The sequence below is a fragment of the Polaromonas sp. P1_G1 genome (assembly GCF_056405595.1).
This window is the reverse complement of record NZ_JBFUBU010000044.1, coordinates 1-14,028: the sequence shown is the minus strand read 5'-3', so window position 1 is coordinate 14,028 and position 14,028 is coordinate 1. Positions and strand designations below refer to the sequence as shown.

16 protein-coding genes and 1 pseudogene are annotated in these 14,028 nt (G+C 63.5%); 6 read left to right on the top strand and 11 right to left on the bottom strand.

Annotated features, from left to right (window positions below):
• The first annotated feature begins 3 nt into the window (after positions 1-3).
• The gene (locus AC1D1Y_RS20290; protein WP_477683925.1) at positions 4-399 is read left to right on the top strand and encodes a type II toxin-antitoxin system PemK/MazF family toxin; all 396 of its coding nucleotides are present in this window, start codon (positions 4-6) and stop codon (positions 397-399) included.
• A 68-nt stretch (positions 400-467) separates the two neighbouring features.
• A complete protein-coding gene (locus tag AC1D1Y_RS20285; RefSeq protein ID WP_477683924.1) occupies positions 468-1,013 on the top strand; it encodes a CcdC protein domain-containing protein in 546 nt (181 codons plus the stop codon).
• A gap of 54 nt (positions 1,014-1,067) precedes the next feature.
• Here the strand turns inward: AC1D1Y_RS20285 and AC1D1Y_RS20280 are convergent, their stop codons facing one another.
• The 7 genes and pseudogenes from AC1D1Y_RS20280 to AC1D1Y_RS20250 form a co-directional block, all read right to left on the bottom strand.
• Positions 1,068-1,883, bottom strand: a complete 816-nt coding sequence (locus tag AC1D1Y_RS20280; protein WP_477683923.1) for a hypothetical protein — start codon at positions 1,881-1,883, stop codon at positions 1,068-1,070.
• A 47-nt stretch (positions 1,884-1,930) separates the two neighbouring features.
• Positions 1,931-2,104, bottom strand: a pseudogene (locus AC1D1Y_RS20275) (DEAD/DEAH box helicase); the annotation flags it as partial.
• A gap of 51 nt (positions 2,105-2,155) precedes the next feature.
• Positions 2,156-2,998 carry a hypothetical protein gene (locus AC1D1Y_RS20270; RefSeq protein ID WP_477683922.1) on the bottom strand — a complete coding sequence of 281 codons (843 nt, stop codon included), beginning with the start codon at positions 2,996-2,998 and terminating at the stop codon, positions 2,156-2,158.
• A gap of 419 nt (positions 2,999-3,417) precedes the next feature.
• Positions 3,418-3,696, bottom strand: a complete 279-nt coding sequence (locus tag AC1D1Y_RS20265) for a hypothetical protein (protein ID WP_477683921.1) — start codon at positions 3,694-3,696, stop codon at positions 3,418-3,420.
• A 150-nt stretch (positions 3,697-3,846) separates the two neighbouring features.
• The gene (locus AC1D1Y_RS20260) at positions 3,847-4,302 is read right to left on the bottom strand and encodes a hypothetical protein (protein WP_477683920.1); all 456 of its coding nucleotides are present in this window, start codon (positions 4,300-4,302) and stop codon (positions 3,847-3,849) included.
• Positions 4,299-5,561, bottom strand: coding sequence for a DEAD/DEAH box helicase (locus tag AC1D1Y_RS20255; RefSeq protein WP_477683919.1), 1,263 nt, complete (start codon positions 5,559-5,561; stop codon positions 4,299-4,301). The genes AC1D1Y_RS20260 and AC1D1Y_RS20255 overlap by 4 nt, the downstream gene beginning before the upstream one ends.
• A 91-nt stretch (positions 5,562-5,652) precedes the next feature.
• Positions 5,653-7,128: an MFS transporter gene (locus AC1D1Y_RS20250; RefSeq protein ID WP_477683918.1), complete on the bottom strand. Its 1,476-nt coding sequence runs from the start codon at positions 7,126-7,128 to the stop codon at positions 5,653-5,655.
• Between the two features lie 115 nt (positions 7,129-7,243).
• On the opposite strand from AC1D1Y_RS20250, the gene AC1D1Y_RS20245 reads away from it, so the two are divergent.
• Positions 7,244-8,251, top strand: a complete 1,008-nt coding sequence (locus tag AC1D1Y_RS20245) for an ornithine cyclodeaminase family protein (RefSeq protein ID WP_477683917.1) — start codon at positions 7,244-7,246, stop codon at positions 8,249-8,251.
• Between the two features lie 38 nt (positions 8,252-8,289).
• Entirely contained in the window at positions 8,290-9,441 is a 1,152-nt protein-coding gene (locus tag AC1D1Y_RS20240; protein WP_477683916.1) for a DSD1 family PLP-dependent enzyme, read from the top strand.
• 7 nt (positions 9,442-9,448) lie between these two features.
• Here AC1D1Y_RS20240 and AC1D1Y_RS20235 read toward each other — a convergent pair whose 3' ends face one another.
• Positions 9,449-10,246: an extensin-like domain-containing protein gene (locus AC1D1Y_RS20235; protein ID WP_477683915.1), complete on the bottom strand. Its 798-nt coding sequence runs from the start codon at positions 10,244-10,246 to the stop codon at positions 9,449-9,451.
• Between the two features lie 151 nt (positions 10,247-10,397).
• On the opposite strand from AC1D1Y_RS20235, the gene AC1D1Y_RS20230 reads away from it, so the two are divergent.
• Both AC1D1Y_RS20230 and AC1D1Y_RS20225 read left to right on the top strand, forming a co-directional pair.
• Complete coding sequence (locus AC1D1Y_RS20230; RefSeq protein WP_477683914.1) at positions 10,398-12,104, top strand: FAD-dependent oxidoreductase; 1,707 nt, start codon at positions 10,398-10,400, stop codon at positions 12,102-12,104.
• 11 nt (positions 12,105-12,115) lie between these two features.
• Positions 12,116-12,376, top strand: a complete 261-nt coding sequence (locus AC1D1Y_RS20225; protein WP_477683913.1) for a UBP-type zinc finger domain-containing protein — start codon at positions 12,116-12,118, stop codon at positions 12,374-12,376.
• 7 nt (positions 12,377-12,383) lie between these two features.
• Here the strand turns inward: AC1D1Y_RS20225 and AC1D1Y_RS20220 are convergent, their stop codons facing one another.
• The 3 genes from AC1D1Y_RS20220 to AC1D1Y_RS20210 are packed head-to-tail and all read right to left on the bottom strand — an operon-like array spanning position 12,384 to position 13,759.
• Positions 12,384-12,641, bottom strand: coding sequence for a hypothetical protein (locus AC1D1Y_RS20220; RefSeq protein WP_477683912.1), 258 nt, complete (start codon positions 12,639-12,641; stop codon positions 12,384-12,386).
• A gap of 35 nt (positions 12,642-12,676) precedes the next feature.
• Positions 12,677-13,066: a hypothetical protein gene (locus tag AC1D1Y_RS20215; protein WP_477683911.1), complete on the bottom strand. Its 390-nt coding sequence runs from the start codon at positions 13,064-13,066 to the stop codon at positions 12,677-12,679.
• A 48-nt stretch (positions 13,067-13,114) separates the two neighbouring features.
• Positions 13,115-13,759, bottom strand: coding sequence for a glutathione S-transferase (locus tag AC1D1Y_RS20210; protein WP_477683910.1), 645 nt, complete (start codon positions 13,757-13,759; stop codon positions 13,115-13,117).
• Positions 13,760-14,028: the final 269 nt, after the last annotated feature.

The following is a 14,028-nucleotide window of genomic DNA, read 5'->3' as shown; positions in this document are numbered from 1 at the left end:
GCCATGGACAGAGACCCCGAAGCCCCTTTAGGCCCATTCCCCGACACCTTCAAGCAGGGCGACATCTTCTGGATTGAGGCCGACCCCTCACGCGGCTCCATCCCCGGCTCCCCGCATCCCCATGTCGTCGTGCAGGACGATGTGTTCAACCGCTCCCGCATCAGCACCGTGATTGTTTGCGCGCTGACCTCCAATCTCAACCGCGCGACGGAGCCCGGCAATGTCTTGCTGGCGCCCGGCGAGGGCAATCTGGAGAAGCAGAGCGTGGTGGTCGTGTCGCAGCTGTCTTCGGTTTACAAGACCCGGCTGGGCGCGCACATAGGGACGTTGTCGGATGAACGGGTTCAGCAGATACTGGCGGGGATGCGCTTCTTGCAGGCGTCTTTTCTCAACCGTTAGTCCCCGTCTCACCCTCCTGATGAGTCCCTCCGCCTGCATCCATGTCTGACATCTGAAGGGCTAACACCATGCCAGCGCCGGGTTCCACCACCATCACACTGCTTGTGCTGCTTCCGCTGGTCGCGTGGCGGGTCTATGCCCGTTTTCGCCGCATGGTGGGGCGCCAGCGCCTGTCGAGGATCCGCCCCTGGATCACGCTGGCAATCTTTCCCGTCCTGATCGGCCTGCTGGGCTTCGCCGCGCATGCGCATCTTGATCGGCTGTTCTGGCTTGCCGGCGGCCTGGGCCTTGGCGCTTTGCTCGGCACCTTCGGGCTGCGCAAGACGCGCTTCGAGCCGACGCCCGAAGGCCTGTTTTACACGCCCAATGCCCACCTGGGCATTGCGCTGTCACTGTTGTTCGTTGGCCGCATCCTTTATCGCCTGTTCGAGGTCTACCTCATCGCACCGGGGATGCCGAACGGAGTCGGTGATTTCGCGCGCAGCCCGCTCACACTGGCTGTTTTTGGCCTGCTGGCGGGCTACTACATCAGTTACGCCATCGGCCTTGTCCGCTGGCGGTTTGGTGTTCTGCGGGCGAAGAGGGAGCGTGAAGCGTTGGGACGGGATGCTTAGGGCTTCGCCTGAGGAGTTCGCACGAGATGCTATGCAGTCAAGTGTCAATGTGAATTAGCCTAGGCATCCACAGCATTCGAACTCCAGCCCTAGATCTGCTTTTAGGAGCTGGATAAACTCCTCTACTGTCGCGGCATATCCTTTTAATATTTCAGATACACCTGAATCCAAATCGACGTGGAAGTATCGACCATACCTCCCTTGAAAGTAGAAGATTCCCCAGCCATTCACGCCCGGCTCTTTAGGTACCACAGTTGTATACCCGTAGCCGCCGTTCTGAGAATTGCCGAAATCAACTGTTTTCCATTGGTCGTCGCTAGGAGCGTAGCTAGGTGATATCAAATGCATTCTGGCCACAAATCGAAAGCCATTTTCATTGCCTTGAATTGAGACTAAATCACCCCCTACGTTCAAGAATCTTCTTTCAAGCAGCGCTATTTCTAGTCTCGAAGCTAAAGCATCTGGTGTGTTTTCTTCTGATTTTGAAATGTACTGTGCTGCTTCAGGATTCCCAATCCAATAAGTGCCGGTATTTTTAGTAAACGATATGGAGCCGCTTGATATCTTGGCTATCGCTGGATATGGAATAGTTTGAGCCAACAGAAAATCCACTTCGTCGTTGAAGCTTCGCTGGATTTCTTTTGCTAGGACCTCAATGTCACCTCTATGGCCTTGACGATAAATGGCATTTACACGGGGATGTGCAACTAGAGATCCTTCCCCAGCGTAGGCGATGGCCGTGTGCTGATCAAGTAAAAACATCTTGAGCCCGAACTCTGGAGGCTTTCCAAGGTTCTCGGGCGGAGTGAGCTGGGTATCTGATACCAGATGCACAGTCGCACCATGTATGCTCGCGATGGCTAAACTCATTTATCTGCGGTCCAGCGCCAATTGATATTTACTGTTTTGAGTAGTCTTCATTTTTGAGCTAATGTCGCCCGCAACTTATCCTTCTTGCTAAGCCGCCTCCCCTTGACCCCACCTCGTTTTTCGATGAGCTTGAAATGCGCCTCGGTGTCCGCACTCACAAAACTCACGGCCACATCTGATTGACCGCCACGGCCGATGCGACCTATGCGGTGAACGTAGTCGTCACCGAGCGCGGCACATCTTGCGGCTGTGCAAGTCCAAATTTACGACGACTACCGCCGAATTCTTCCTACATCGCGAATCCCTACATCGCGAATCCCCACGGCGCGCTTCAATTCCTGCCTTTTTTCATTGCTGATATCCATAGGGGGCAGTCCGAGCCGCTTGCGTTCCTTGTTGATGATCTCTTTCTGGCCCGCATCAGCAGCGTCATAGAATTCCTTCAAGGCTTTTTCCCGGTCTTCCGGCGGCTTCATTAATTGCTGGGAAGTGAATTCGGGCACCACGATCTTTGTGACGAAGCTGTTTTGTTTGCCGTCCGAAATGACGGGTGCGTCGGGTCTGTCAAGGCGTAGTACGCTGACTTTGCCTTCCGGGCTGGCAGACACCAAAACATAGGCTGTTTCTCCGGCCTTCATGTTTCGCTGGAACTGGTTGATGGCGTCTTGTGCCTTGAATACGGTGCCGAGATCTTTCGTCCATTGCACAGCCTCAATTGCCGCACCCACTCCTCCGATGTATTTGCTTGCCCGCGTTTCGGGTGTCATCGTGTCTTGGTATTTGGTCGAAAGGTTCTCGGCCAGTAAAGAAAAATTGTCGACCAGGGCCTTGGCATCCATGCTTGGAGCTGGAATAGCTGGCGCCGTTACGGGCGGCGTTTTTACCGGTGTTTTGGTTGGCGTGGCATCACGTTCCCCGACGGGGTTTCTTTTGGGGCCGCTTGGCGAGCCTTTGGGGCCGCGGGGGGAGTCGTTGACGTTGCCTCTATTTTCTCGTGGGTTGGAAATGTCCGGGCTGCTCTGTTCTCCCACCTTCTTTGCAGTCGCACACATGAGCGACAAACTGAGCAACGCAATTCCTGGAATTACTTTCCGCATAAAGAACGTGACGTACATGCTGCTCCCTTGTGGTTTTAGTGCTGAACGAACAAAGCATCCGGTGGATGCGTTTGTCTTCGCATTGGTCGATGATTGCCGGTTGACTGTGTGATTCCAACACCGTCGATTGCTTTTGGCAACAACATGCAGTGTGTGATTTTTTACATGCGTTGTTGCTTGCACCGCAGTGCCGGATCGGCCGTAGAGTGCAGCGCATCCTTTTTTTGCCGGGCCGTTTTCCCTCAGCCCCCCCCCGAGGTCCTCGCAGGGTCGACCGGATTCAACATCGCCATCCCTATAGGCTCAAATCCATGACCTGCTCGCGTGTAACTCAAAATCCTCACGACAGGGCAGGAGGCGACGGAGCAACCGGTTCTGCCTATGCGGAGCTGGATCTGGTACGACGCAAGGGAAATTGAGACTTGGATGTGCGGTACTCAGCGGGCCTGCAAAAAATAGGAAGCAAATGCCGCGACGGCCACCCCGGCCAGAAAAATCGCCAGCAGGCAGAGATAAATCCCCAAAGCCTTTGCCGTGGCTTTGATCGCGCCGGAGAAGCGACGGGTTCGCAGGAAATAAACCGGCAGCATCAACGGCGGAAATACGGTCGCCCACAAGGGCCCTCTGCCGGGCGCCACTGCGCCGCGCTCCGCGGCTTCCGCCCTGCACCACAAATAGATCGCGGCCATGGTCGGGATGCTGAGCAGGTAGCTCATGAAGTTTTCGGTCCGAGGCGTATCCCCGATAAGCGCCATTGAAATACCTACGGCAAAGTAAAAGAATGCCAGCCAGATCAATATGGTGCGAGAGCGCAAGGATGTTGAGCTGTGCGGGGAAGACGATGGGTTTGTCATTGCAGCTTGGGCTTATTTGCAGGCCATTCGAACCGAAACCGAGTCGATCTTGACCGCGGGCGTGGAAAGCGCCGGGATCGTGCTTTGCGGATAGGTGCTGATAAGGAGCCGTTCACCTTCGAGGCGATATTCATAGTCGCGGCTTCCTCCCACAAGGTCCGGGCGGGAGCTGTGAGAGACCATGGTGGCGGTATAGGTGCCTGGCTTTGTGACGCGGTAGGTGTAGTCGATAAGGGAGTCCCCGGCTGGTAGAGGACAGCGCATGGAGATGCGATCCGACGTGACCTTGAAGGAGCAGCCGCCGGCCTGGGTTCTGCTGCTTCCATCTTTGAGATATATGACAACGCTTTCGCCTTGCCAGCAGCCCTGGAGATCCGGAACCGCTGCGGACACCGATGAAGCTGCAAGCAGCCCAAGCATCATGCCGAAGAGCGCCAGTGGCATTCTGATTGTTTGCACTATCTTCATAAAGTGTCCTTTGCCGCCGCAGCCCGCAACTTATCCTTCTTGCTAGGCCGCTTCCCCTTGACCCCACCGGTCCCCGCAGGATCGACCGGGTTCACCGCCGCCACCTCCACCTGCTCAAAACCCGCGACTTGCTCGCGCGCGACTTTGATGCCCAGGCGTTTTTCGATGAGTTTGAAGTGCGCCTCGGTGTCCGCGCTCACAAAACTCACCGCCACACCCGCTTCGCCGGCGCGGCCGGTGCGGCCTATGCGGTGGGTGTAGTCGGTCACTGAGCGCGGCAGGTCGTAGTTGACGACGACGGGCAGTTGCACGATGTCTATGCCGCGCGCGGCGACGTCGGTGGCGACGACGACTTGCACGGCCTTGATCTTGAAGTCCTGCAGCACCTGGGTGCGTTTGCCCTGGCTCAGTTCGCCGTGGAAGGGTTCGGCTTCGATGGCTACCCTGCGCAGCTTGTCGGCCACGATTTCGGCCGCGTGTTTGGTGGCGACGAAGACGAGGACTCTTTCCCACTTTTCGGTCTGGACCAGGTGGCGCAGGAGCTGGGTGCGGCGGGGCGCGTCGACTTCGATCGCGCGCTGGGCGATGTCAGGCACGGTTTGCACCACGGGTGCGACCGCGATGCGCAGCGGGTCGCGCAGCAGGCTGGCGGCAAGGGCTTCAATCGCGGGCGGGAAGGTTGCTGAAAAGAACAAGGTCTGGCGTTTGGCCGGCAGCAGGGCCAGGATGCGATTGAGTTCTTCGCCAAAACCGAGGTCCAGCAGGCGGTCGGCTTCGTCGAGCACCAGGCTTGCTGTGCCGGCCAGGGTCAGGGCGTTGTGGTCTATCAGGTCGAGCAGGCGGCCCGGGGTGGCGACCACGATGTCTGCGCCGCCGCGCAAATTCATCATCTGCGGGTTGATGGAGACGCCGCCGAATACCACAGCAACCTTGATGCGCTGCGGCAAAAATTTTGCAAAACCGATGATGGCTTCGCCGACCTGCGCGGCCAGCTCGCGTGTGGGCACCAGGATGAGCGCACGCACGGGCCGGTGGCCGGCGGGCGCGGCGCTGGTGGCCAGGCGCTGCAGCAGCGGCAGCGCAAAGGCGGCCGTCTTGCCGGAGCCGGTCTGGGCCGAGGCGACGAGGTCGCGGCCTTGCAGCACGGCCGGGATGGCGGCCTGCTGGATGGGCGTGGGGGCGGTATAGCCTTTTTCGTCCAGGGCGCGCAGGAGCAGGGGCAGCAGCGCGGGCGAAAAGCCCAGTGAAGAAAATGGCATGGGTGGGTGTGGAGGTGGGTGGGAAGACGCGGTGTTGGCGCGGTGTGGGCCGCGTGGGGCGGGCCCGGCAGGGCCGCCTGAAGCCCCAAGTTTAAGGCCGCGCGCTTTTGGCCCTGGCCGGCGCCAGAAACAGCAGCGCGCAGGCCGAGGCGCCCAGCGCGCACAGCACGCAGCCCAGCACCACCCAGCGAAAGGCCGCGACCAGCAATTCGGGCGGGGCCGATTGCACCGGCCCGCGCAGCGCGGCGGCAAACACCACACCCAGCAGCGCCACGGCCAGCAGGCCGGCGACGCGCGCGACGGCATTGTTGATGCCCGAGGCGATTCCGGCGTGCGTGGCGGGCACGGCGTTCATGACGGTGGTGGTCAGCGGCGCGACGGCAATCGTCATGCCCAGGCCCAGCACCAGCATGGCGGGGAAAAAGCCGGCCCAGTAAGGCCAGCCCACGCCGGGCAGGGCCAGCAGCGCAAAACCCGCGGCAGCCAGGGCCGGCCCGGCCATCAGCATGGCGCGTGCGCCGAAACGTTCGGTGAACTTGGCGGTGGCCGGCGACAGAAAACCCAGCAGCAGGGAGAAGGGCAGCAAGGTGGCGCCCGCGGCGGTGGCCGAATACTTGAAAGCGCCTATCAGCACAAAGGGCAGGAAGAACAGCGCGCCGCTGAGCGCGAAGTACAGCAGCAGCGTGAGCAGGTTGGTGCCTACAAAATCGCGTGACTTGAACAGGCCCAGCGGCATCATGGGCGCGCGCGTGCGGGCCTGCACATAGACGAATGCCAGCAGCAGCACCGCGCCCCCCACGATGGGACCCAGCACGCTCAGCGCCTGCCAGCCGCGCTCGGGCGCCAGCGTGAGGCCGTAGGTCAGGCCGCCCAGGCCGCCGGCCACCAGCAGCACGCCGGGCCAGTCGAGCTGCTGGGGCGCGTCGGGATCGCGGCTGTCGGGCACGGCGTAGAGCGCCAGCCACACCGTGGCCACAGCCATGGGCACATTCAAAAAGAAGATGGAGCGCCACGACACGGCATCGACCAGCCAGCCGCCCAGCACCGGCCCGGCCGCGCCGGTGATGGCTGCCCAGGCAGCCCAGGTGCCGATCGCCTTGCCGCGTGCCTCGCCCTCGAACACATTGCCGATGATGGCCAGGCTGGCCGGCACCAGCAGCGCCGCGCCCACGCCCTGCAGGGCGCGCGCCGCGATCAGCGCCAGCGGCCCGGGCGCCAGCCCGCAGGCCACCGAAGCGGCGGTGAACAGCGCGATGCCGATGATGAAGATCTTGCGCCGGCCGAAGCGATCGCCCAGCGAGCCGCCCACCAGCACCAGCGAGCCCAGCAACAGCAGGTAGGCATTGATGACCCATTGCATCTCGGCCAACCCGGAGGCCGAATCGCCGGCCAGGTCGCGCTGGATGGCGGGCAGGGCGATGTTGACGACCGAGCCGTCGATAAAGGCCATGGACGAGCCCAGCACCGTGGCGGCCAGCGCCAGCTTGGGATGCGCCGTCGGGCCGCAGTCGCCGGCCTGGGCGCGGATGATGCCTTCATCACAAGGGGCGTGTGGGCTGGCGGGCATGGGGTCTCCTGCGGTTGCTGGTCTGGAGCTTGGTTTGGAGGTGAGGCGCTTGTTTGACAAATTGTCTGATAATGGATAATATTTCCAGATGACGACACCTAGCGCGCAGCCACCCATGCCCCATCCTGCCAGTTCCCCGCCCTCCAAGGCAAGCAGGCCGGCCGATGCCCAACTGCTGCTGCTGGACAAACACGCGGTCGAGTCCATGCTGCTGCCCGCCGACGTGCTGGCGGCCGTGCGCGAGGCCTTTGTGCTCCACAGCCAGGGGGAAGGCCGTGTGTTCTCCCTGGTGCGCGAAAAGCTGGCCACCGGCGGCGTGTTCGGCATCAAGTCGGGCGACGTGGGGTCGCAGTCCTTACTGGGCTTCAAGGCCGCAGGTTTCTGGCCTGGCAATCCCGCGCGGGGCGCCGACGCCCACCAGGCCACCATCATGCTGATAGACCCCGCCACCGGCCGGCCGACCTGCCTGATCGACGGCAACGCCGTCACCACCGAGCGCACCGGCGCCGCCGGCGGCCTGGGCCTGCAGCTGGCGCGGCCCGAGAGCCGCACGGTGTGCGTGTTCGGCACCGGCGTGCAGGCCCAGGCGCAGTTGCGCTTTGCCCTTCGCCAACTGCCCGGGCTGCGCCAGGTGTTTTACGCCACGGCCGACGGCTTGCCCAAAGCCGCGTTTGAAGCGGCGTTTGCCGGCCCCTGCGTTATCACGCATGCGGCGGACGTGAATGCCGCCGTGGCCCAAAGCGACGTGGTGATCACGGCCACCACCGGCAAGGGCCCGCTGTTCGATGCGGCCGCCGTCCAGCCCGGCACCCATATCAATGCGGTGGGCAGCGACACCAAGGGCAAACGCGAGCTGCCCGAAGGCCTGCTCGCCAGGGCGCGCGTGTTTGTGGACGATGCCGCCCAGTCGCGCGGCATAGGCGAGCTGCAATGGGCGCCCGACACCGCCTGCACGGAGATCGGCGACGTACTGTCGGGCAAGGCCGCCTTTGCGCGCGGCGCCGGCGACATCACGGTGTTCGACATGACAGGCATCGCCTTGCAAGACCTCACGGTCGCGCGCATGCTGGAGCAGCGTGCGCGCCTTGACGGCAAGGGCCAGAGCATTGCCTGGCCCTGGTGACCCGTTTAAAGCCTTTGACTACAGTTCTGGAGATTCCCTTGACCGCCACCACCCAATCCCATCCCCTGGCCGCCCTGGACACGCCGGCCGCCGTGATCGACCTGCCGCGCATGCAGCGCAACATCGAACGCATGCAGCAGCGCATGAACGCGCTGGGCGTGCGCTTCCGCCCGCACGTCAAGACCAGCAAATGCACGCCGGTGGCGCGCGCGCAGCTGGCAGCCGGCGCGCAGGGCATCACGGTTTCGACGCTCAAGGAGGCCGCGCAGTTTTACGCCGACGGCTTCACCGACATCCTCTACGCGGTCGGCATGGTGCAGGCCAAGCTGCCGCAGGCGCTGGCGCTGCGGCGCCAGGGCTGCGACCTCAAAATCATCACCGACAGCGTGGCCTCAGCCGCGGCGATTGCCGATTTCGGCCGTGAGCACGGCGAAAAGTTCGAGGCCTGGATAGAGATCGACAGCGACGGCCACCGCTCCGGCATCAAGCCCGGCGAGGCCGCCTTGATTGACGTGGCGCGCGCGCTGCATGAAGGCGGCATGTTGCTGGGCGGTGTGATCACGCATGCCGGCTCCAGCTACGACCTTCACACGCCCGAGGCGCTGGTGGCCATGGCTGAGCAGGAGCGCGCCGCCTGCGTGCAGGCCGCCGAGCGCCTGCGCGAAGCCGGCCTGCCTTGCGCGGTGGTCAGCGTGGGCTCGACGCCGACGGCGCTGTCGGCGGCGCAGCTCGAGGGCGTGACCGAAGTGCGCGCCGGCGTGTATGTGTTCTTTGACCTGGTGATGCACAACATCGGTGTCTGCGCCACCGACGACATCGCGCTCAGCGTGCTGACCACGGTGATAGGCCACCAAGTGGAAAAAGGCTGGGCCATCGTCGACGCCGGCTGGATGGCCATGAGCCGCGACCGCGGCACGCAGAAGCAGGCCCACGACTTCGGCTACGGCCAGGTCTGCGATGCCGAGGGCGAAGTGCTGGCGGGTTATGTGCTCAGCGGCGCCAACCAGGAGCACGGCATTCTTTCGCGCGAAGGCGCGCCCGACACCGACATCGCCACGCGCTTCCCGGTCGGCACGCAGCTGCGCATTTTGCCCAACCATGCCTGCGCCACGGGTGCGCAGCATCCTGAGTACCATGCGCTTTCCGAGACTGGCGAAGTCGCGACGTGGCCTCGGCTGTACGGCTGGTGAGGCTTTTCTAGCGGCACATGCTGTAACCGCCCGTCTCGAGGTGAAAGTGGTCGCGGTGCACGGCGTTGTAGTCGGGGCCCAGCGCACCTTTGAAATATTTGCAGGCACCGTCGTGGGCCTCGCGCAGCAGCATCTCCTTGGGCTTGAGCGGCGTGGCGGCGTCTTCGCTGGCCCAGTCCTTGAGCACCGTGATGCGCTGGCCATCGGCCAGGGTGAAGGCTGAGATGTCCAGTGCATTGGCCGTGGCGTGGCGGCTGCGCGCGCGGGCCGGGGCATTGGGTTGCGCGCCTTCGCCGCGGTTCACGTTGCGGCAGGCATAACTGCCCAGGTGGTCCACGCCGGCCACGCGCTGGCCCATGTGCTTTTGCGCCGCGGGCTGCAGCGCATGCCTTTCCCACATGAAGAAGCTCAGCGCCATCGGGCAGCTGAGCGGAAACGGCGCGCCCATGCGCACCGCCGCCGTGCGCAGCCGCACCGCGTTCTGGAAACCGCAACCGTCGCCGGTGCTGCGGTCGGGCACGATGTCGTACTGCATGCCTGTGGTTGCCAATGCGGCTTGGCAGYGCTCCGGGTCGTTGCGTGCACGCGAGAGTTTGTAGCGGGTCAGCAGGCCGGGCTGGGCCATCACGTCCAGCGGCGCCCAGGGGTTCAGCTGCGGGGGGATCCGGATCAAGTCGGTGTAGACGCCGTAGCTACCGGTGGCGAGGGCGCTCCACAGCAGCAGCGCGAGCCAGCGGCCCCAGCGCAGGGGCCTGGCTGGCGGTGGGGGTGTCGGGTCTTGCGTGGGGAACGGCTCCTGGGGCATGCCTGTTTATAGCTGAGGCGCCTCGGGGCGCTTCGCCGTACGAAAAAATTTGTAGCAATCGCCATGCATCTCGCCAATCCCTGGCTTGATCCGGCATCATGCGGGCATAAGCATTGCATCCCCTCATGTTCCCCTTCGCACCGGAGTTTTGATGGCTGACGACCCGACCCCCACACCACCGCCGCTGGCCGAAAGCCGGCGCCACCAGATGTTTCCCGTGCTCAGCGCGGCGGAGATCGCGCGCATCCACCGCTTCGGCACGGTGCTGCATTTCCGCAAAGGCGACAGGCTGTTCGCCGCCGGCGAGCCCGGCCCCGGCATGTTTGTGATGCTCAAGGGCTCGGTCACCATCACGCAGCGCGACGGCCTGGGCAATGTGGTGCCCATCGTCACGCAGGGCCCGGGCCAGTTCCTGGCCGAGGTCGGCCAGCTCTCGGGTGCGCCGGCGCTGGTCGACGGCCATGCCGAGGACGACGTAGATACCCTGCTGGTGCCGCCCGGCCAGTTGCGCGCGCTCATCATTGCCGAAGCCGACCTGGGCGAGCGTGTGGTGCGCGCGCTGATCTTGCGGCGCGTGGCGCTGATCGAGGCCGGCGCCAGCGGCCCGGTGCTGATAGGCCGGCCGCAGTCGGCCGCCGTGGTGCGGCTGCAGAGTTTCTTGAGCCGCAACGGCGAACCGCACCACGTGGTCGACATCGCGCAGGACACCGATGCCGCCGCGCTGATGGAGCAATACGGCGCCGCCGCGGGCGACGTGCTGGCGGTCTGCCCCGACGGCTCGGTGCTGGTGAACCCCGGCGAAAACCAGCTGGCCCGCTGCATGGGCATGGTCGACACGCTGGAGCATCCCGAGCTGTTCGACGTGATCGTGGTCGGCGGCGGTCCCGCGGGCCTGGCGACCGCGGTGTATGCGGCCTCTGAAGGCCTGCAGGTGATGGTGCTGGATTGCAGGGCCTACGGCGGCCAGGCCGGCGCAAGCGCGCGCATCGAGAACTACCTGGGCTTTCCGACCGGCATCTCGGGCCAGGCGCTGGCCGGCCGCGCCTATGTGCAGGCGCAGAAGTTCGGCGTGGAGATGCTGATCCCGGCGCAGGCCCAGTCGCTTGACTGCGCGGCCAAGGCCATCAAGGGCGAGCTGCATGTGAAGCTGACCGACGGCCGGACCCTGCGCGCCAAGACCGTGGTGGTGGCCAGCGGCGCGCGCTACCGCCGGCCCGAGGTGCCGCGCCTGGCCGAGTTCGAAGGCCGCGGCGTCTGGTACTGGGCCTCGGCGCTCGAAGCCAAGATGTGCAGCCAGACCGAAGTGGTGCTGGTGGGCGGCGGCAATTCAGCCGGCCAGGCGGCGGTGTTTTTGTCGCAGCACGCGGCCAAGGTCAACATGCTGGTACGCGGCCCCAGCCTGGCGGCCAGCATGTCGCGCTACCTGATAGACCGCATAGGCGCCACGCCCAATATCGAGCTGCTGCCGCAGACCGAGGTGGTCAAGCTGCACGGCGACGGCAACGCCGGCCTGAGCGCCGTTACCTGGCGCCACCGCCAGCGCGGCACCGAGCATGACGCCGAGGTGCGCAACGTTTTCCTCTTCGTCGGCGCCGACCCGGAAACCGGCTGGCTGGACAGCTGCGGCGTGGCCATAGACGCGCACGGTTTTGTGCGCACCGGCGAGAGCGTCACCTGCAAGCATTCCGACTACAAACCCGCGCCGCTGGAAACCAACATCCCCGGCCTGTTCGCCGTGGGCGACGTGCGCAGCGGTTCCGTCAAGCGCGTGGGCGGCGCGATAGGCGAGGGCGCCGCGGCGGTCGCGATGATTCACCAGCACCTGGCGGCGATGGAACGCGCCGCCGCTGCCGCTTGAAAGGAAGCCCCATGCGTATCAAACCCTGCAGCCACGTCCCCGCTGAAATCCATTCACCGAATTCAAGAGGCTGCGAGGAGTGCTTGAAGACGGGCGACACCTGGATGCATCTGCGCTTGTGCGWGCATTGCGGCCATATAGGCTGCTGTGACGACTCCAAGAACCAGCATGCCAGCAAGCACCATGCGGCGACGGGGCACGCGGTGATCCAGTCGTTTGAGCCGGGCGAGAGCTGGATGTGGTGTTACGACCACCAGTTGCAAGTGGGTTAGGGCGCCTCTAAGGACTCGTGGGCGGTGGCGCCGCCTTGGTGGCCTTGGTGAACTCGGTCGTGGCCACCATCACCGGGCTCGATCTGGGGCTGCGCTGCCAGTGCTCGTCGGCGGCTTTCTGTACCGCGTCCTTGTCGTAGTTTCCCTTGGACAGGTCGGCCCAGACATGCACATAGGTACGGCACCAGGCATCCCGAGCCTCGTTGATTTTTTCCTCGGAGAGTTCGGGGTTGGGTTCCGGGTCGGGGATGGGATCGGAGGCCATGGTGCCATCCTAGCGGGCGGGGGGCGGGGAGTCTACTAGCACTGAAGCCCACTACGCTTGCTGGAGCGATAGACGATGCCGGTCACCACCGAGAAACCAATAGCCATCATCAGAGTGCCGTAATCCATCCGACCGGAGGCGAAATAGGACACTCCTGCAAGTAACCACATCAAAATTGTCAACAAGAGCCAGATCCATACGCCACTCGCGAGTTTGTTGCTTTTGTATTGGCCAATGCCATAGAGCTTCTTGCCGCGTTCGTTCATTTCCACGAGTTCTTTTGCATCCATGACACATGCTTCGCAGCATGCAATGCCTTTCGGGAAGATGATCGCGCACGTTTTGCAAGCCGCCTTGTTGCACGATTTGCAGATGCCGATAGCGGGTACGCCGGTGTGTTCAAAACATTCCATAAACTCTTTCAAAGAACAATTTCAAGAATGGTAGTTGACTGGATTGAATTGCCGCCCATCCTAAGGGTTTTGGTAAACATGCTCGCTGTGCGGCGCGGCCATGAACTCGGGCAACTGCTCGGCCCGCGCCGAGAACTCACGCAAAGCCGGGTAGCCCGCCGCGCTGACCACCTCGGGCAGCATGGCCTGCGTGAAGTGCCAGGCGATGCCCACGGTCACGCCGTCCTGCCCCATGGTGTCGCTCGTCACGGCCAGAGGTTTGCGCTGCAGTTGCGCTTCAAGTTCGCCGTAGGCCGCCAGCAGCTGGCCGGTCACGCGCGACACCCAGGGCTGGTGCAGTTTTTCGGCGGGACGCAGGTGGCGCTCGTAGACGATCTGCACGCTTTTTTCGCAGGCGGCCAGGGCCAGGCCGATCACGCGCAAGGCCTGCTGGCGCTCGGCCAGCGTGGAAGGCATCAGGCTTCTGCCGGCGGGTGCCTGGGCTGCCAGTGCTTCGGCGTAGTCGATGATCAGCGTGGAGTCCATCAGCACCATGCCGTCGTCGCAGACCAGCGAGGGGGCTTTGACCACCGGGTTGATGGCGCGGAATTTTTCGAAGGTGCTGAATACCGAGATTGATTGGTGCTCGAAGCGCAGGCCTAGCAGTTGAAGGGAGATGGCTACGCGGCGGACGTAGGGGGAGTCGAGCATTCCGATGAGTTTCATTTGGTGTCCTTTTTGAGGCGCCGCGCCGCGCCGCGCCTCGGGCGGGTGGGGGCTCATCGTATCAAGGGTTAGGGATGTTGGTTGGGTCTTGCGCCGGCGGGGCGCTGCTTCTGTGCTCTTTGCTGAGTGTTGCTGGCCGGGGTCGCCCGGCGGCGACTCACTTTTCTTTGCTTCGCCAAAGAAAAGTAAGCAAAAGAAAGGCGACCCGCAGTCTGGGTCCCTACGCTTCGCTTCGGGCAACCTGCGGTGCTCGACTACGGCGGGGTCTC